The 16670-nt window shown below is 44.0% G+C and carries 23 protein-coding genes; 11 read left to right on the top strand and 12 right to left on the bottom strand.

Features of this window, described 5'->3' with window-relative positions:
• Complete coding sequence (locus BMX50_RS17365) at positions 1–1521, bottom strand: GAF domain-containing protein (protein ID WP_091211870.1); 1521 nt, start codon at positions 1519–1521, stop codon at positions 1–3.
• A gap of 283 nt (positions 1522–1804) precedes the next feature.
• On the opposite strand from BMX50_RS17365, the gene BMX50_RS17360 reads away from it, so the two are divergent.
• The 3 genes from BMX50_RS17360 to BMX50_RS17350 all read left to right on the top strand — a co-directional run bounded on the left by BMX50_RS17360 (position 1805) and on the right by BMX50_RS17350 (position 3488).
• Entirely contained in the window at positions 1805–2188 is a 384-nt protein-coding gene (locus BMX50_RS17360) for a response regulator (RefSeq protein ID WP_091211779.1), read from the top strand.
• 514 nt (positions 2189–2702) lie between these two features.
• Positions 2703–3143 (top strand): Hsp20/alpha crystallin family protein, encoded by a 441-nt coding sequence (locus tag BMX50_RS17355; protein ID WP_091211778.1) that lies wholly within the window; start codon positions 2703–2705, stop codon positions 3141–3143.
• A 54-nt stretch (positions 3144–3197) separates the two neighbouring features.
• Positions 3198–3488, top strand: coding sequence for a hypothetical protein (locus BMX50_RS17350; RefSeq protein WP_091211777.1), 291 nt, complete (start codon positions 3198–3200; stop codon positions 3486–3488).
• A 554-nt stretch (positions 3489–4042) separates the two neighbouring features.
• Here the strand turns inward: BMX50_RS17350 and BMX50_RS17345 are convergent.
• The 3 genes from BMX50_RS17345 to BMX50_RS17335 all read right to left on the bottom strand — a co-directional run bounded on the left by BMX50_RS17345 (position 4043) and on the right by BMX50_RS17335 (position 5533).
• Positions 4043–4573: a DUF892 family protein gene (locus BMX50_RS17345; RefSeq protein WP_091211776.1), complete on the bottom strand. Its 531-nt coding sequence runs from the start codon at positions 4571–4573 to the stop codon at positions 4043–4045.
• A gap of 18 nt (positions 4574–4591) precedes the next feature.
• Positions 4592–4954, bottom strand: a complete 363-nt coding sequence (locus BMX50_RS17340) for a response regulator (protein ID WP_091211869.1) — start codon at positions 4952–4954, stop codon at positions 4592–4594.
• Positions 4955–5341: 387 nt separating this feature from the next.
• Positions 5342–5533 carry a cold-shock protein gene (locus BMX50_RS17335; RefSeq protein WP_091211775.1) on the bottom strand — a complete coding sequence of 64 codons (192 nt, stop codon included), beginning with the start codon at positions 5531–5533 and terminating at the stop codon, positions 5342–5344.
• A gap of 347 nt (positions 5534–5880) precedes the next feature.
• Between BMX50_RS17335 and BMX50_RS17330 the strand changes: the two genes are divergently transcribed.
• A complete protein-coding gene (locus tag BMX50_RS17330) occupies positions 5881–6342 on the top strand; it encodes a helix-turn-helix domain-containing protein (RefSeq protein WP_091211774.1) in 462 nt (153 codons plus the stop codon).
• 579 nt (positions 6343–6921) lie between these two features.
• Positions 6922–7368: a lipocalin family protein gene (locus BMX50_RS17325; protein WP_244281017.1), complete on the top strand. Its 447-nt coding sequence runs from the start codon at positions 6922–6924 to the stop codon at positions 7366–7368.
• Positions 7369–7743: 375 nt separating this feature from the next.
• Here BMX50_RS17325 and BMX50_RS34925 read toward each other — a convergent pair whose 3' ends face one another.
• The 4 genes from BMX50_RS34925 to BMX50_RS35065 are packed head-to-tail and all read right to left on the bottom strand — an operon-like array spanning position 7744 to position 9354.
• Positions 7744–8172: a molybdopterin-dependent oxidoreductase gene (locus BMX50_RS34925; protein WP_244228208.1), complete on the bottom strand. Its 429-nt coding sequence runs from the start codon at positions 8170–8172 to the stop codon at positions 7744–7746.
• A 32-nt stretch (positions 8173–8204) separates the two neighbouring features.
• A complete protein-coding gene (locus BMX50_RS34920; protein WP_244228210.1) occupies positions 8205–8438 on the bottom strand; it encodes a hypothetical protein in 234 nt (77 codons plus the stop codon).
• An 8-nt stretch (positions 8439–8446) separates the two neighbouring features.
• The gene (locus BMX50_RS17315) at positions 8447–9073 is read right to left on the bottom strand and encodes an MsnO8 family LLM class oxidoreductase (protein WP_262494041.1); all 627 of its coding nucleotides are present in this window, start codon (positions 9071–9073) and stop codon (positions 8447–8449) included.
• Positions 9055–9354 (bottom strand): LLM class flavin-dependent oxidoreductase, encoded by a 300-nt coding sequence (locus BMX50_RS35065; RefSeq protein WP_262494039.1) that lies wholly within the window; start codon positions 9352–9354, stop codon positions 9055–9057. Before BMX50_RS35065 ends, BMX50_RS17315 begins: the two co-directional genes overlap by 19 nt.
• 422 nt (positions 9355–9776) lie before the next feature.
• On the opposite strand from BMX50_RS35065, the gene BMX50_RS17310 reads away from it, so the two are divergent.
• From BMX50_RS17310 to BMX50_RS17300, 3 genes are read left to right on the top strand one after another with little or no spacing between them, the layout of a single operon-like run.
• Positions 9777–10631 carry a COG1470 family protein gene (locus BMX50_RS17310; RefSeq protein WP_091211772.1) on the top strand — a complete coding sequence of 285 codons (855 nt, stop codon included), beginning with the start codon at positions 9777–9779 and terminating at the stop codon, positions 10629–10631.
• Between the two features lie 12 nt (positions 10632–10643).
• Positions 10644–11618: an ABC transporter ATP-binding protein gene (locus BMX50_RS17305; protein WP_091211771.1), complete on the top strand. Its 975-nt coding sequence runs from the start codon at positions 10644–10646 to the stop codon at positions 11616–11618.
• A complete protein-coding gene (locus tag BMX50_RS17300; protein WP_208864733.1) occupies positions 11545–12567 on the top strand; it encodes an ABC transporter permease in 1023 nt (340 codons plus the stop codon). The genes BMX50_RS17305 and BMX50_RS17300 overlap by 74 nt, the downstream gene beginning before the upstream one ends.
• Positions 12568–12835: 268 nt before the next feature.
• Here the strand turns inward: BMX50_RS17300 and ssb are convergent, their stop codons facing one another.
• The 3 genes from ssb to BMX50_RS17285 form a co-directional block, all read right to left on the bottom strand.
• Positions 12836–13156, bottom strand: a complete 321-nt coding sequence (gene ssb, locus BMX50_RS17295) for a single-stranded DNA-binding protein (RefSeq protein WP_091211770.1) — start codon at positions 13154–13156, stop codon at positions 12836–12838.
• 259 nt (positions 13157–13415) lie between these two features.
• The gene (locus tag BMX50_RS17290) at positions 13416–13652 is read right to left on the bottom strand and encodes a hypothetical protein (RefSeq protein WP_143065202.1); all 237 of its coding nucleotides are present in this window, start codon (positions 13650–13652) and stop codon (positions 13416–13418) included.
• Between the two features lie 410 nt (positions 13653–14062).
• Positions 14063–14599, bottom strand: a complete 537-nt coding sequence (locus tag BMX50_RS17285) for a hypothetical protein (RefSeq protein WP_091211768.1) — start codon at positions 14597–14599, stop codon at positions 14063–14065.
• A gap of 213 nt (positions 14600–14812) precedes the next feature.
• Between BMX50_RS17285 and BMX50_RS17280 the strand changes: the two genes are divergently transcribed.
• A complete protein-coding gene (locus BMX50_RS17280) occupies positions 14813–15175 on the top strand; it encodes a DUF72 domain-containing protein (protein WP_091211767.1) in 363 nt (120 codons plus the stop codon).
• Positions 15176–15569: 394 nt separating this feature from the next.
• Here the strand turns inward: BMX50_RS17280 and BMX50_RS34580 are convergent, their stop codons facing one another.
• Positions 15570–15731, bottom strand: coding sequence for a hypothetical protein (locus BMX50_RS34580; RefSeq protein WP_162996888.1), 162 nt, complete (start codon positions 15729–15731; stop codon positions 15570–15572).
• A 118-nt stretch (positions 15732–15849) separates the two neighbouring features.
• On the opposite strand from BMX50_RS34580, the gene BMX50_RS17275 reads away from it, so the two are divergent.
• Both BMX50_RS17275 and BMX50_RS17270 read left to right on the top strand, forming a co-directional pair.
• On the top strand, positions 15850–16299 hold the full coding sequence (locus BMX50_RS17275; protein ID WP_091211766.1) for a ferritin-like domain-containing protein: 450 nt from the start codon (positions 15850–15852) through the stop codon (positions 16297–16299).
• A 51-nt stretch (positions 16300–16350) separates the two neighbouring features.
• Positions 16351–16659: a flavodoxin family protein gene (locus BMX50_RS17270; RefSeq protein ID WP_091211765.1), complete on the top strand. Its 309-nt coding sequence runs from the start codon at positions 16351–16353 to the stop codon at positions 16657–16659.
• The last annotated feature ends 11 nt before the right edge of the window (positions 16660–16670 follow it).

The following is a 16670-nucleotide window of genomic DNA, read 5'->3' as shown; positions in this document are numbered from 1 at the left end:
TTAATTATAATTAGCTTGTTTTGTTTTGAACTCATAAATAAATGCGCGAAGGTTTTCCGCCGTATCCAATTCCTGTTTATTCCAGGCCTCGGCAGTTTGGTAAACTTGTTCCTTCCATATTTTAAAGGAGGCCCTCGGATGATACTTTGTACCGTCAGGATCAAAATTGATCGTCTTTCCCGGATCGCCGCCCCAGTTGATCGTTTGCACCACTTCAGGACGGAATGCGAGCAGGTAATCACCGCGATCTTTATCAATCGGGATGGCCATTAAGCCGCTGGCAATGGCTGTAAAAGGAACGATTTCGTCAAAAAGCTCCGGCAGTTGATCGGTACTAAAAACACCGTCCGTATTTTTGTTTTGGAGCCAAAGCATTAAATTTTCAACTGTGTCCTTTTCAGGAACATCGCCTGTAACATGATAAATACCTTGATAAACGGCAATTGCTCCCGTCGCCCGGAATGCGGTCATGAAATGGATGCCTTGTTCAGGCATCAATCCGGCAAGCACGTCCTGTGCTGCGTAAACCTGGGCTATCAAACCGGTTTGCTGCCTTTGCAGTTCGCGTTCCCGCTCGAAAACATCCTTATTTAAGATTGCGGTTATGCGGTTGGAAATCACAGAAGAGACCAACTCACATACCGAACACAACTCAAAATTTAAATAATGCGGTGTCTGGTGATGGCAAGCGATCAGTCCCCAGAGCGTATTATTGTATATGACGCGTATGGACATAGATGCATCCACATTCATATTTTTCAAATACTCCAGGTGCACGGCGGCTACCCCGCGCAGATTGCAGTCGGAAAGATCGATAAAAGCGTTGATAACCGGATTAATCACCGGGTAAAGCCGTACCGGCAGATACTCCCGGTCGGGAATCAAACGGTAAGAATTTTTCAGATATAGCTCGCGCGCCTGTTTAGGCACATCCGACGCGGGGAAAGTATGCCCCAGATAATGTTCCAAATCTCCTTCTTTCTCCTCTGCGATAACCTTTCCGTTCCAATCTTCGTCAAATCGGTACATCATTACCCCGTCAAACCCGGTTATTTTTCGTAGTTCATGGACGGCTGCCCGGCTGGCATCTTCTATGGTTTCTGCAGCTTCGATAGCTGCCATGGCATATTTTACTTCCTCATAAACATTGGTGAAAGAGCGTTCAACCGGCTGGTCAGCGCCTTCGATCTCCAGTATGATAAGAGCGTCTTTGAAATGGGCGAGCGCCAACAGCCGCCGGCCGGAGATGTTCAGCGTCAGGGGGATTTTTTCTTTAGAACGCCCGGCAAAGCGTCGCTGCAAATCCTTTAATTGTTCCACATCAGCAAACTTTCCCAATTCCTTACCCGTAATTTCATGAAAATCTTCCTGAAACAAATCCGTACAATTTTCACTGAGCTGGAGAATATGAAAACTGACCTGATCAAGGACAAGCAGGTAACCGTAAGATTGAACCACATTGATGTAGTTCAGGGGCAGACTGCCGCAAAATTCCGAATCGTAAGTTTTCTTCTTAGCCATCAAGCATATCGTTTTTAACCGGCACTTACCTGTAATTGTATCGCAATTAAGCACACACAGGCCGACATCATGATTAATATCCAGGTTCAGCAGATGCAGGGCTAAAATATTAATTTCCCGGAAAGGAAAGAATTTTGCCTTATAATACAACACATGGGAGTATTCCGATGAATAATTCCGACCAATTTAACACCTGCAGCACAAAATGGTTTTGCAATCTGGATTTTTAAACAAACCCTAGGGCTTATTGTTATAGCTTCCAAAACGCGAATGTGGTTACTAAATGAATAAAGCAATCAACGAAACACTTAAAAAAATATTGATTTTGGAAGACAATCAGGATATTTTAGAAATCCTGAGCGAATGGTTAACCACTGCCGGCTATGAAGTAGCTGCTTACGACACGGTCACCGACATTATCGCCCTGACCGAAGCACAACAACCAGACCTGGTATTAATCGATTATCTGTTAGGCGGCATAAACGGCGGTGAATATTGCGCCCAGCTTAAGAAACATCGTACAACGGGACATATCCCGGTCATCATGCTGTCAGCCCACCAGCGGGTTATCGACTCTTTGGGACACTACGGCTGGGATGCGTTTGTCGCCAAGCCTTTTGATCTTGAATATCTCACGAAACGAATTGATTCCTTGATCAGCGAATAAGCAAAGTAAATTCATTGGGGAATTCGGATCTCTACAGTGGCAACTTTATTTGATAAAAACGGCTTAGCATACGATCTGCCAAAAACATATCAAGGGACGGAAGTCAATGTTTAATCAGCGCCAACGTTGCAGAACATCCAAAAGAAACAGCACTGAGTCCCACCGCAAAGACTATGGGACACTGAGCCTGTCTGATGAAGCCAGATGCTAAACAAGCCATCCTTTCGAACGCTTAGCGGACGAGCGTATTAAATGACGCCAATGCTTTATCTAAAGTGGTCCCTTACCGGATCGTCGTCGGTCCATGCCCTGCGTCATTGAAACAAGGTTTTACGTCGGAAATATCAGCGCAGCGAAATTTTGACATTGGGATGCTGTAAATTTTTCATAAAAACTGAAATTTTTGCAGCATCGAACGCAGTTTTCGTAATTGGCATACGGCTTGATCTCCCATGACCAGTTTAATTAACATTATAAGTTTCAAATCATTAATTTATTAAGGAGGAAAAGACCTATGACATTGGTTAAATTCAATCCCGCTAAAAACAGTCGTTCATTAATGCCAGGCTTTAATGACGTATTTGATTCTTTTTTTAATGACAATTTCTTTAACGACCGTCTGACCAGTCGTGTGCCTGCGGCCAACATTAGTGAAACTGAAGACCATTACCACGTGGAACTGGCTGCGCCAGGGCTGCGAAAGGATGATTTCAAATTGAATCTTGACCGCAACGTACTGAACGTTTCGGTGGAGCAACAGAGCGAGCGCAACAGCAATCAAAAGAACTATAGTAAACGCGAATACAGCTACAGTTCATGGGTTCGCTCATTCACACTTCCGGATAGTGCAAACGCGGAAAGCATCGAAGCGTCATATACCGATGGCGTGCTGAAGATCGATATCGCCAAACGAGAGGAAGCTAAAATCGTACGCCGACAGATTGAAATTAAATAAGCCCACTGACCGTAAAAACCACACGGCCCCAAACCGGGGCCGTAATTAGTCATCATGGAATCACCGTTTTATTTATTAATGAGCCTGAAAACACCCAGGAGTTATGAACCCTTCGGAGAATTTAACCTGGGGTTTGACCGGCAATCAGCCTACGATTTATTTGATAGCCTGGATGGCAACCCAACAATCGACGACCGTTGCCCTTTCCATATCGACCTCATCGAAACCGTTGACGCCCTGCCGGAAAAGATCCGCAGTAAATGCTGCAAGCTGGAAGAACTGGGTAACAATATGAAGCTGATTGCATTGGAAACATTCAGGCAAAAAAACTTAGAGGAGGAATAATGATCACCAAAACGTTGCTAACCCTGCTGCTGGTAGCTGCGGCACTTATTTTGTTTCGCCGGAATGACGATGACTGGGCCTGGTGACCACCAGGCTTTTTGAAAGGGCCTATGTGTGTGCTACACCGGCGCAACGGTGTTTATTTTTAAGGTAAGCAGCCGAATACAACTTCCAACTACCACGAATCAGGATAATGAGGGTGAATGGCACGGAATTGGCATAATGAACAACATAGGCATCATTTATATTAACAATGAAGAAACCGAGTCTGCATAAAATAACATTACCTGCCTGTTTGCCGAGACTGATGGTTCGCTAAAATTGTTCATAATGAGGCACATTACAATTTGTTCATGCTCTTACCATTCACAGGCCCGATCGCCTGACCATCATATATCAATCTACCTATGAAGAAAAGCCTCGAATGAGGCTTTTTTTTCTACCTTACTATCTGTTTTTTTGTACATATGAATATCATTATCAAATCAGGCAACCTTTTGTATGACTTTTTTTAAAGACAAAAACAGCCTCAAACAGCAGAAATCAAGTAATTTCTATGCCACTGAAGTGACGTACTTCGCAGCAATAAGCAGCATTAACGTCCTGTCAGCTTTGGCTTCATCGTAATTCTCCCGGATTAACTGTTTAATCTGGTTATTTTTCAATTTGACCGCCGCTATCTGAAGAATCTGAAATGATGCCATTTCCATGCTTTCAATATTGTGCAGATAAAACAAAATGGACATATCGCGTAACTCGTGTTTTTTTGCGTGCAGTTTGATATCCTTAAAAGCATCATCTACCAAACCGGCTAATCCGCCGAAGTTCCCAGGATCGATACTGCTGTCGAGTAAAGCAAAGATCAGTTCCATCCTTGCCATTTGTTTTTCTACGTCCTCCACCGTTTCTGTGATGGCATGCCGGAGATCCTTAAAATGGGCCTCAGCGGCGATTACCGGAAGGTTTGCAACCAGATGTGCTTTCGCTGCATAGATTTTATTGAGGTGGCTAATAAAAAACGACTTCAGTTCTTCTTTCGCCAAACTGATTTTATGAGCGTGGCCACCAGGTTGTTTTTCCATCATAGCTATAATTTCTTTCTGCTAAGATAGGTATTGTTTAACATGCATCAATAACTCGTAGATATCAAATGGTTTCCTGACAAAAGCGTTAGCGCCACAACCTGCAGCGATCAGGTCAAGATCGGTTTCTGCCGAAACCAGCATCACCGGCAGACTTGCAGTCTCGTAATTAGATTTGATTTCCCTGCAAATCTCCGATCCCGACTTTCCGGACCCTACAATATTTACATCCAGCAAAATAAGATCCGGGTGGATCACCTGGATATATCCCGCAGCCTCGCCCGTGTTGGATAAGACAACATCGTACCCAGATTCCTGGAACACGATGTTCAGTATTTCGAGGATATCCTCATCGTCGTCAATGACCAGAATTTTTTTTGACATATGCTGCGAGCTTAATGGTTCAGTTATTACAAAACCATGTCCAAAGCCTCGTAAAATAATAAAAAAAAATAACGAAGGTAATTTAAGGAACAAACAACTGGATTTGCTATTAATAAAACGGTGAAGTGTTCGACATAGGCTACAAGTTGTTTTATTAAATGGATTTTTCGATCTGTTTCTTTGTAAGCTATTTACCTCAGGTCGCCAGGGATTTTGACGGGTTTTTGTAAAAATGGCCTAAATTAGAAGGAAATGCGTTTGAGAGTTTAAAAAACGTGCCATTGGCCATGCCTGGTACGAAATTATTGAGGAGGGTGACCGTTAAATTAAAATAATAAAAAAGCACCTTTCTATTAAGAGAGGTGCTTCACATAAAGTTATAGTGAATTAAGCTACTTTTACATTTACTGCCTTGGGGCCTTTGAGACCTTCTTCAACATCAAAACTGACAATACATTCTTCGCGAATGTTGTCAATCAGCCCTGTAGAGTGAACAAAAATTTCGCCTCCACCATTGCTAGGTGTGATAAATCCAAACCCTTTTGTGTCATTAAAAAACTTTACTGTTCCTTGTTTCATTTTATGATAATTAATAAGTTGACAATCAATTAAACCTGCTTGCGCACTAACCGCTTTACTTTTTCGCCCGCGCACCTTTTAACCGCATCACTGAAGGTACTCCACAAGAAAAAGATTTTACACATGGTTTAAACCATGTACATATTTCTCAACTTATTTACATTCTATGATACATTCGTGCCTTGGAAATAGGAGCAAGAGGAAAAATTCCTAACTTACGATGGTAACCCTTACTAGCCCTTAATTCATAGAATTCCATTTCCTTTACTTCATCAAGTTGTGTGGTTACAATTCATCTGTAAAATTATAAACCATAATCTAAGCCATCTTTAATAATTCAGCGCGATATGAACAATGTTGGGATTTTAACAAGCGATACAGCCCTCAGACTGATAGGTCCGGTAACCACAGCAGATGCCCGAATAGTCCATCGTGGCGAAATTGTTGAATCGGTTGCACGCCGGAGCCATACAGGATTAAGTGAAATTTCAAGAAAAATCGGGGTTAGCCGGCAAACCTTGTACAACTGGTTTAAAAACCCCATTCTTGATATGGCCGATATTATAAAAATCGGCGCTGTAATTGAGCACGACTTTTCCGGGGAATTTCCCGCTTTAGCAAATGAGGAAGCGCTGTCTGCATTGAAAATCCAGGATGCCGATCCTTTACCCGGTGAGAGCCGAAACCAGGCTATGTATTATTGGATGGAAAAATACATCCGTCTGCTGGAAGGATATAACGAAATACTCTGTTGCAAATCGGACCGTTTCGATAGCAGCGGGCATAAGGAACGCAAGCCGGTTTACTAATTTTTGAAAGGGCAAAAAACGCAGAAGTTAAAATACTTTTTCGACAAAGCAGCTTATATTTTCAGCCGGGACAAACTACTTGGGATAAATACAATTTCAGACGGGCTTCGTGTGCTGAGAAAGATCCGATGATTTTCATTCTATCTGTGTTTTGCTGATCATTTAACATCATTTAGAAACATGGAAAAAGTCAATTTATATCGTAAAGTTGCCCGGCCACTCACGGCGCTGACGGAAGGCTGATTATTTTGAAAACGCTATAGCATAACACTTATCCTGAACAGCCATGGTTGATAAAGTTCTTGACGAGGCGTCACCCACTTGGTTAGTGCCCCGGGTCGTTATAACAGCGCGGAAAAAATCATTCATCATCTGCCTCATTTTAGTATTATCCGATAGGTCGTTTAACAAGCCGGAGGTAAATAGTTCACATCGGATAGCTAAACATGTTGGCGCTTCATCTGTTACACTTCAATGAAACAAAAAACCTGGAAGATCGGTCTCGCTGTTGGTGTGGCCGCGGCGGCTGCCGCAGTAGTATTGAATTCTTGTGTAACCATTCCAAAGGGCGCTAGAGCCGTGCGGCCTTTCGACCAACAACGCTATCTCGGCACCTGGTATGAAGTCGCGCGGATGGATTTTAAGTTCGAGCGTAACCTGTCTGATGTCAGTGCCAGCTATTCGCTTAATAATGACGGGACGATCAGGGTAGATAACAAAGGCTATAACTATGTCCAACAAAAATGGAAAGAAAGTATTGGGAAAGCCAAACCCGTCAGGGACGCAGGGACAGGCCGCCTGAAAGTATCTTTCTTCGGTCCGTTCTATGCCGGTTATAATGTCATCGCGATTGATCCGGATTACCGTTACGCTTTGGTGGCCGGCAATAACCTGAACTATCTATGGCTGCTGTCCCGGGAAAAATCTATGCCTGCAGCAACCCAAACTGCCTACCTTAAGCAGGCCCAGGCTTTGGGTTATGATGTATCTAAACTGGTTTGGACGAAGCATGAACACTCCAATTAAAAGGGCAAACACAGTCTTTATTTAGTGCAAACTGCCTTGCCGGTGTGTTGTTGAAAGCACATGCAAAACAAATACACCAAGACCCGTTACAGCGAATTACAGAGATTTCAACAACTCCTTAAAAAATTAAATCAGAACAGCCCGGAATGACTGCGAGAATAGTCCGCTGTTCTAAATTGATCGAACAGCAACAGGGATGATGCGGCTATGCCTGCAACGCTGGAAGACGATTCTGATATCTATGAAAAGGATTAAACGAATCAAAGCGGCCCTCCAGAAAAGGATCATTGAGTAACTGGGAGCAACTCCAAAACAAAACCAATGTCATTTGCAGGGTAACGGGTACGCCGGAATTAGCGAATGGCAGCGCTCTGATCAGTCGTCATAGCGGTCATTGCGCCAGGGGTATGCAGTATTGGAATAGCCGCGTTCTTCCCAGAAACCTAACTTATTTTCGGTGAGGAACTGAATGCGTTTGATCCATTTGGCACCTTTCCACGCGTAAAGTTGCGGCGTAATCATGCGGCAAGGGCCGCCATGCTCCAGGGGCAGCGGCTGGCCGTTAAAGGTGTGAACTAAAAGCACATCCGGCTTGAACGCTTCTTCCAGTGCGATGTTGGTAGTATAGGTGTCATAACCGTGGCAAAGCAAATGGGCGGCTTCGGCTTTGGGCAGCACCAGCGCGGCCAGGTCGAGCAGGCTAACGCCTATCCAGTGCATGTCCAGTTTCGACCAGTTGGTGACGCAATGAAAATCGGAAGTATCGTTGGTTTGCGGCAAGGTCAGAAAATCCTTCCAGGTCAATACCACGGGGTGCTCAACGGCGCCATCAATGGTCAGCCGCCAGCGTTCCTGCGAAATATTGGTATGGTAACCCAGGTCGAGAACGGGCCATCTGACTGTAGCATTCTGGCAACCGGAATGGTTGGCATGCCATACTGATTGAGTCTGCCTGAACCTTTTGGCAGGTCATCCGCCATCGACGGCGTAGACTGTATCTGCTCTTCGAAACGCGCTTTGCGTTTCATTCGCGCCTCGACGATACGTTCGAGTTTTTTTAAATCTTCCATATGCTAATTTATTCATTTAAAGCTTCTGCAAGCAAACGGTAGGATCTCAGGCGGGCTCTTTGATCGTAGATATGCGAGGTAGCCATCAATTCATTGATGCCCGAACGGCTGATGAAGTCATTCAATTGGGCTTGAATCGTGGCTTTGCTGCCAAAAAATGAATAAGTTAACATCTGCATGGCGGCTTCCCGCTCGGCAGCACTCCAGATGCTGTCCATACTTTCCACCGGAGGACGCAAAGGTCCCCTCCTGCCGGTAATAATTCCCTTGAACAATTGCTTTAATGAAGTGGCCAGATATTCCGCGTCCGCATCGGTATCGGCGGCTACCACATTTACGCAAGCGATGACGTAAGGCTTGGATAAATACCGTGATGGCCTAAACATATTCCGGTAAAGTTCGATGGCCTTAAAAAAATAAGCCGGCGCAAAGTGGCTGGCAAAGGCATAAGGGAGTCCCCTGGTGGCAGCCAGCTTTGCACTGTCCAGGCTGGAACCGAGTATCCAGATCGGGATATTTAAACCCTCACCCGGAACGGCGTTAACGCCGTTCGTATGATCACCGGCAAAATAATGCTGGACTGAGGCTACATCCTGCGGAAAATGAAAGGCCGCATTCATATTCTGGCCACGTATTGCCAGCGCTGTTGCCTGGTCACTGCCCGGTGCCCGGCCCAGTCCGAGGTCATAAGGCCGGGATATAAGGTTTCCAGGGTACCGAACTGTTCAGCTACCACCAACGGCGAATGGTTGGGCAGCATAATGCCACCTGAGCCGACACGAATAGTTGCGGTTTTACCTGCCACGTGTCCGATCAGTAAACTGGTGGCCGAACTGGCTACGCTCTCCATATTATGATGCTCCGCGAACCAGTAACGGGTATAGCCCAAAGCTTCCGCCTGCTGCGCATTCGCCACACATAGTTAAAGCTGTCTGCTATGGTATGTCCTTCTATGACGGTCGCCAGGTCGAGTATGGAATAATTAATTGCTGCCATAGGACAAAGGTAATGGCATAGAGAGGGCCCATTGTCAGCATTTTCCCGTATTAATATTTACATCTGTAGCGTCCAGGGCATAATGAAAGTGTACCAGGCCTTATATGCGTATCCAATTTTGAGAACCTTATTCTAAGTATCGTAAGCGTATGCCAATTGATTCCCTGTAGCTCGTCATTGGCAACAACCATAACCGCATTCAATTTTTTTGTTAAAAAATGTTAAAACTATTGTAAGATTTTAAATAGGTTTTTTTATTTGGACCGTCAATTTTTAACTCTTAAACCATTTTTTTTTCAGCATTTTTTGAAAGCTATTATTAATCATTTTAGTCGTTGAATTATGTTATCCAGATTATCTACACCACCACTAAGCGTATTACGCCGGACAACTCTGATCTTTGTATCAATCATTACGTTTGTCCATGTCCGGGCGCAGCAATCTCCGCCCCAGTCCAAGTCAGGTTCCAGCTTCAGTGCAAAGCTCATTAACATTGAAGCGGCCACTAACGAAACCTTTCGTTACAGCACGACGTTGCGGAACGGATCCGATGCGGCGCATGTATATGACTTACAGACCAATCTCCCGGCGGGTTGGGTCATCACTTTTAAAGTCGAAAGCAGCCAGGTAACTTCAATCAATATTGATCGCGGCAAATCACAGGATATCTCAGTTGAGGTTAATGCATCGCCGGAGGCCAGACCAGGGAAATATAAAATTCCAATTCACGCCATAACCGGTAAAGATACCATTGCTCTGACGCTCGAAGCAGTGGTCAAAGGTACATACAGCTTAAGCTTAACTACCCCGACTGGAAGATTGAGTGAAGAGGTTACATCAGGAAGCCAAAAACAGCTTCAGTTGGTTGTAAAAAATTCCGGTACCTTATCCCTGAACAATATCAACCTATCCAGTCAATTGCCGGCTGGATGGGAGGCAACTTTCGAGCCTTCCAATATCAATGAGATAAAACCGTCAAATTCTCGGAACGTTATATTGACCCTTAAGGTCCCGGATAAGACACTTGTCGGTGACTACGCTGCTACTTTCACGGCTTCCAATAGCAGTACAAATTCCCAGGTAGCCTTCAGGCTGGCCGTTAAAACATCCCTTCTGGCTGGCTGGATAGGTATGGTCGTTATTCTCCTTGCCGTCGGTATCGTTTATTACCTCATTCGTAAATATGGAAGAAGATAATTTTCTGTACGCATGAAAGATCCTGTTATACAACTAAGATCCCTAACGAAACGTTATGGCAATCACCTCGCGGTCGATAATTTGAACCTTCAAGTCCATAAAGGAGAAATATTCGGACTGCTTGGACCCAATGGCGCTGGAAAAACCACCAGCATACTCATGATGCTGGGTCTAACCGAACCAACAAGCGGAACAGCTACGGTTTGTGGATATAACGCGACGAGTGATGCCATAAAAGTAAAAAAGAAGGTAGGCTACATGCCTGACAGCGTCGGCTTTTATGATCACATGACGGCGTTGGATAACCTGCTTTATATCGGAAGGCTTAATGGCCTGCCTGAGCGGCAGCTTAAAGACAAAGCAGTACGGGTACTTGACGTAGTCGGACTGGCTGAAGCGGGAATGAAAAAGACCGCCACCTTTTCCAGAGGGATGAAACAGCGCCTGGGTTTGGCCGATTTGCTCATAAAGGACCCGGAGGTGATCATCTTAGATGAGCCTACTCTTGGTATTGATCCTACCGGCGTAAAAGATTTTTTGGCACTGATCAGAAAGTTGAGCCGGGAACAAGGCCTGACGGTTTTACTTTCCTCGCACCATTTACATCATGTCCAGCAGGTCTGTGACCGCGTCGGAATATTTGTGGAGGGGCGGGTTTTAGCAGAAGGTAACCAGGCAAGCTTAGCCCAGCAATTATTTGGCAAAAACGGCTACATGACCTCGATTGTCGTGGAAAACGACTTACCTCATCCCTGGCCGCTTGAAGCGATACTGAAAGCCTGGGAGGCCATCGATGACATTTCCTATCAAGGCAACACGATTGAGTTCAGGTGCAGCCGGAATATAACTCCGGCCCTGGTGCGTTTCTTCGTTGAAAATGATTGCAACATTATCAGTGTAAATCAAAAGAATTATGAACTTGACGATATTTATCAAAAATATTTTGAAACCGGCACAAGTAAAAGAGATTACAAAAAAACAGTCTGAAGCAGGTGCATTCGCCGTGATGCTGAGCAAGGAAATAACCGACCACATTCGCAGCTGGCGCTTCGTCGTTCTGATAGCGCTGATTGTGTTAACATTTATTGCGGCCATGTATAGCTCGCTTTCGAACATCATGCCGATTACCGGAAATTCACATGATCCGGACCACAATTTACTTTATCTCAAACTGCTGACGGTAACAGATAACTCGATCCCTCCTTTTCATATCTTTTTAAGCTTCTTAGCACCATTGCTGGGTATTGGCCTGGGCTTTGATGCGATTAATTCAGAAAAGAATAACGGAACGCTTATACGGCTGATGGCCCAGCCGGTTTACCGGGACAATCTGCTGCTCGCAAAATTTAGCAGCGCGTTGCTTATCATAAGCAGCTTATTTATTGTTCTTGCATTGCTGATGATCGGTGCCGGCCTCATTTTAACGGGCGTAAGGATAGAGCCCGATGAATTGTTTCGGATCGGAGGGTTTGTTTTCATCACCATCACCTACGTCGCTTTCTGGCTCAGTTTATCGATGATGCTTTCCATTGTATTCAGACAGACTGCGACTTCGGCGATCACAGCAATAGGGCTTTGGCTTTTTTTTACGATATTTTACCAGATTATCGTTAACCTGTTCCTAAGATCGCTGCTACCTGACACATCGCAGCTCACGCAAGAGCAGGCGATCAGTTACAACGATATGGTGTTGAATATTCTGCGGATATCACCTAACCAGCTATATACTGATTCTGTTACAACCTTACTAATGCCATCGGTACGCAGTCTGGGCCCGCTGACAATGGAGCAAATGGCGGGGGCGATTCCATCCCCGCTACCGTTCACGCAAAGCCTGATGATCGTATGGCCACAGTTTAGCGGGCTACTAGCCTGTATGACCTGCTGTTTCGCGTTGGCTTATTGTCTTTTCATGCGCCGGGAGGTAAGAAGTTGATAATTTAAATACCTCTCCTACAGCGAGAACATGGGCGGCGCTATTTCACGCTAACGAATTTTTAATGTCCGAGCGATGTCCGCAATTACAGGCGCGCTGGCAAACCCAATTTAAACTCTTAATTATATTGGGTGGGTACAAGCTGTTAGAATAAAACAGGGGTTACAAATTGTAACCCTGTTTTAATAATAAGAAATTCCGCAAAGTAATGGCAGTAGTGCAGTCTGCAAAAAAATTACAGCCTGGTTCCAAAAAGTTTAGGTCAGGATCAGTTCAGTATTTCGAAATGGTCTGCTGCAATTTCTGTTACATATCTTTTAATTCCAGATCGATCCGTAAAATTACGGGTACGGAGCTTACCTTCGATATACACCAATTGCCCTTTTATCAGTTGTACCGAACTTTCTGCGATGGATCGCCACATGACAATATTATGCCATTCGGTGACCACTTGTTGCTGGTCACCTTTGCAAATCATTTCCGAGGTAACCAAAGGGAAGGATGCGACAGCGTCGCCGTTATCAAGATGACGTAAATCCGGACCTTTACCTAAATGACCAATCAAAAACACCTTATTAATACCAGACATATTCAGCAATTAACATAAAAACAAACAAATTAGCAGTGAAATGTTTGAATACCAATATATTTTTAGCGCAATTCTTGTAAAAGAACAGATCGGAGAATTATTACGGCAAGAAAATATTTTATTACAATGAGAACAAGTTACAGCAACTTATTCAACATTTGTTGCTGCGTGATTCGATAATATGGACTTATGAATCTGAAAAATCGCTTCTGGTTTTTGCCGGCCTGAAAAGTATCGGCTGTAATCTCTTTGATATCATTTAATCTTTTTGAAGATCCGCAGTATTGCCTGTTTCGGTTTGACCGGATATACGAACGAAAAATGATATGAATGCGTTCATTGTTCCGGCGCCAGCCAACGTTATATAATCCTTGTTCAGCGGATTCAAAAAAGAATCATCGGTCAACGGATCAAAATAGACGCGTCTCGCTTGTCTCCCTGAATGAACAGCCCCAGCGAGTCTTCTAGCAAAACGCTGACCGATTGCTGTGTTCATAAGAAATCTCTTAAAACCTTTGCTGGCCATATATTGCGCTCAGAACTTATGACCGCGCAATGAAGTGCGTCACTATTATACTTTAACCAGTCCTCTAAAAAATGCAGGAAGAACGCCCAGATCGGCTGAGGCAGTTTGCACTTATTCCCGGTGATGATATGTAGTTCCCCAAGGGTTTTAAGACAAACATTGGAACACGTGATAAATCGTAGCGTCTCAGCGATGATTTCGGCAATAACTTCATCCTTTTTCTCCACCAGCCACTAACGCAAGTTTACTAACTCATTTTACAGGCGCTCTATCCGTTAAATATAGCTACACGCATGATAGATTTCGGCAATAACTTCATCCTTTTTCTCCACCAGCCACTAACGCAGGTTTACTAACTCATTTTACAGGCGCTCTATCCGTTAAATATAGCTATACGCATGGTCTAATGCTTTTTTCCGCAAAGCAGTGCTGCCTTTATCCATACGCTGTAATAATCGGATTTTTCGCTTCAGGTAACGTTTCGCTTTTTCAGGCTCATATCGCAGCTTCCAGTCCATATTGTATAATAGATCCGCATATTTGATGGTTTGTGCAGTGGCGCTAACCTTACTCAGTCGCTTGTTCTCTTTTCGCCGTCGTTCTCTCTTGCTTAGTTTAGGGAAAGCTCCACTTGTATACTTATCAGTCAATTCAAGTACTAAAACCATAATAGTATTTATTTCCGCTAAACTGTAGGCACAGGAGGACAAAGCATCGATCAATTCAACATCGGTACAAATATGATCTTTGAGCATATCATGGCACAGGCCCGCTTCATAACCGAATACCGCGTAATTTGCTGCAATTTCGGCAACCGCCATTACGTGATCAATATAGGGCACATCACTTACGGGAATGATCTTTCCTCCATATTTTTTCTTCACCCAATTCAATAGAAATTCTGATTTACTAATCATCCTTTCACCAAAACATCCTGTATCCCGGCTTGTTGCAAAAATGTTTTTTTTATGGTGGGGCGGGTAGTTTGCAATTATCCATACCTAAGCGCGAATTTCCTTAAGTTCATGCAGACCTGGCGAGGCTGAGCTGTTGCGCGCTGCTAAAGAACAGTCTGGAAGTGAACCGTTCTTTTTAAAAACTGCCGAGAGCGAAAACTATCAACAGGTGGGTTGAGGAAGTTCCGCCTGGCTTTCGGTTCTTTTAAATTATGGAAGGAGATCACGCGTCAAAAGAACTTGCTGTTTTCTTTAGCTGCCTTAACAGAGTTTATGAACGCGATATCGCCTGCTAAGAAGAGACAGGGGACCTTACTGATCAAGTTTCCGCCCGGTGTGAACTACCAGGCGTCAGCCCAGTTAGATGAATTACTGGGCATGTTAACAAGTACTGATTGGCCATTGGGGGGCGAATTTCGTCTCCCCTCGTGGCATAACGGCCATACATATGAATTACTAAACAGGTACCAGGCTTGCAGCGTTTTACAGGATGTGCCTGCTTCTGCCTTCCCAACGGAACTGAAGGTGGACAATTAGATTTACCTTTGGTTTCATGGGCCAGGGCCGATACAAGGGCAATTACGGTGTTGATTTTTTTTTTTCGAGTATGCAACCTGTACCCGGGAATGGATAAATGAGGGAAAAACTGTTTATGCTTATTTCAATAATACAGCGGGTGCTGCGCTGTAAAACCTGCCATCCTCAAAACGTTTCCTTGTCCAACCTTAACTTGTAATCATGTCCATTAAAAGACGTGTTAATTCTATAGAAATATCCGAGTCATAACTGATCATTCCAGCCGTGAGGTTTTTGACTTGTATTTTAACCGTTCTTTTTAAAATACTACCGAATATCAGCCAACAGGCTGTACCAGCCGTCACTGAAACTAATAGGATAGTTGATGTGGAAATTCTTTTCATGGTAAACTAAGTCAGGCAATGAATCCATTATTGGGTGTAAATACTTTGGGATTATTTTTTAAGAATTGACGTGGTGTGCCCGCAAAAATAGTCGCGTCACCGTCTATAAATAACTTCGAAACTGAACTTTCAACAACGGTTTTTGCTTTAGGGATCAACTTGAGGATTTTCATAATTATTAATTAGCGATTATCATACCATAAATAATTTCTTTATAATTAATTTTAATTAAAACCATCAAGCTCTCGGGACGTTGTATCAGATAGTAAATGTTCTATTAAAATCAAACCTATGGAAACCAAAACAACTTCAGTTCTTAACGAACTGATCGAGATCAACAATGACCGGATAGCCGGTTTTGAGAAAGCGATAGCAGATATTAAAGACGAAAACGTTGACCTGAAAGAAATTTTTCAGCGATATGCAGCCCAAAGCCGCGAGAACAGCCAGGAACTTTCCGCATTGGTTGGCGCGGAAGGAGGTGAGGTGGAAACCGGAACAAGCGTTTCGGGCAGCCTGCACCGTGCATGGATAGACGTGAAATCCGTATTTGGTGGTAATACGCGCGAAAGCATTTTATCAGAAGCGGAACGAGGAGAAGATGCTATCAAAAAAGCGTATCGTGACGCACTGGAAGATCCGGAGCTGAGTTCAAATGCCCGCGAGATCATTGGACGTCAGCAGAGTGGTGTAAACGCCGCTCACGACGAGGTAAAGGTTTTGCGTGACGCTTCGAAGTAAAAAAATCAGATTTCAGGAGCTGCCGAATGGCGGCTCTTTTTTTTAATATCAATGAAAGCATTATTTATCAATTGTACGCTTAAACGTGCGCCGAAATTCTCAAATACAGAAGCACTTGCCAAAAAAGCAGCTGGTCAGTTAAGGGAAAAAGGATTTGAAACAGAAATCATCAGGCTGAACGACTATAATGTGCTGACTGGAAACTCGTCCGATGAAGGAGACGGCGATGAATGGCCCGCCTTGCTTGAAAAGATCAGGGACTGCAGCATTTTTGTAATTGCCGCTCCTATATGGATGGGGCATCTCGCCTCTCCCGCCCAAAAAGTTATTGAACGTCTGGACGCGGTGTTTCGTGACTAATTCTCCATCTT

The sequence above is a fragment of the Mucilaginibacter gossypiicola genome, from assembly GCF_900110105.1.
Classification (GTDB): Bacteria; Bacteroidota; Bacteroidia; order Sphingobacteriales; family Sphingobacteriaceae; genus Mucilaginibacter; species Mucilaginibacter gossypiicola.
This window is presented reverse-complemented; position numbering and strand designations above follow the sequence as displayed.

Bases quoted from the DNA above. Each gene is read 5' to 3' on its own strand.
- BMX50_RS17330 (WP_091211774.1), top strand. From the start codon at position 5,881: ATGAACAATGTTGGGATTTTAACAAGCGATACAGCCCTCAGACTGATA.
- BMX50_RS17300 (WP_208864733.1), top strand. From the start codon at position 11,545: ATGAACTTGACGATATTTATCAAAAATATTTTGAAACCGGCACAAGTA.
- BMX50_RS17275 (WP_091211766.1), top strand. From the start codon at position 15,850: ATGGAAACCAAAACAACTTCAGTTCTTAACGAACTGATCGAGATCAAC.
- BMX50_RS17285 (WP_091211768.1), bottom strand. From the start codon at position 14,599: ATGATTAGTAAATCAGAATTTCTATTGAATTGGGTGAAGAAAAAATAT.
- BMX50_RS17310 (WP_091211772.1), top strand. From the start codon at position 9,777: ATGTTATCCAGATTATCTACACCACCACTAAGCGTATTACGCCGGACA.
- BMX50_RS34580 (WP_162996888.1), bottom strand. From the start codon at position 15,731: ATGAAAATCCTCAAGTTGATCCCTAAAGCAAAAACCGTTGTTGAAAGT.
- BMX50_RS17345 (WP_091211776.1), bottom strand. From the start codon at position 4,573: ATGATGGAAAAACAACCTGGTGGCCACGCTCATAAAATCAGTTTGGCG.
- BMX50_RS17335 (WP_091211775.1), bottom strand. From the start codon at position 5,533: ATGAAACAAGGAACAGTAAAGTTTTTTAATGACACAAAAGGGTTTGGA.
- BMX50_RS17360 (WP_091211779.1), top strand. From the start codon at position 1,805: ATGAATAAAGCAATCAACGAAACACTTAAAAAAATATTGATTTTGGAA.
- ssb (WP_091211770.1), bottom strand. From the start codon at position 13,156: ATGTCTGGTATTAATAAGGTGTTTTTGATTGGTCATTTAGGTAAAGGT.
- BMX50_RS17340 (WP_091211869.1), bottom strand. From the start codon at position 4,954: ATGTCAAAAAAAATTCTGGTCATTGACGACGATGAGGATATCCTCGAA.
- BMX50_RS17355 (WP_091211778.1), top strand. From the start codon at position 2,703: ATGACATTGGTTAAATTCAATCCCGCTAAAAACAGTCGTTCATTAATG.
- BMX50_RS34920 (WP_244228210.1), bottom strand. From the start codon at position 8,438: ATGGAAGATTTAAAAAAACTCGAACGTATCGTCGAGGCGCGAATGAAA.
- BMX50_RS17270 (WP_091211765.1), top strand. From the start codon at position 16,351: ATGAAAGCATTATTTATCAATTGTACGCTTAAACGTGCGCCGAAATTC.
- BMX50_RS17365 (WP_091211870.1), bottom strand. From the start codon at position 1,521: ATGGCTAAGAAGAAAACTTACGATTCGGAATTTTGCGGCAGTCTGCCC.
- BMX50_RS17305 (WP_091211771.1), top strand. From the start codon at position 10,644: ATGAAAGATCCTGTTATACAACTAAGATCCCTAACGAAACGTTATGGC.
- BMX50_RS17350 (WP_091211777.1), top strand. From the start codon at position 3,198: ATGGAATCACCGTTTTATTTATTAATGAGCCTGAAAACACCCAGGAGT.
- BMX50_RS17290 (WP_143065202.1), bottom strand. From the start codon at position 13,652: ATGAACACAGCAATCGGTCAGCGTTTTGCTAGAAGACTCGCTGGGGCT.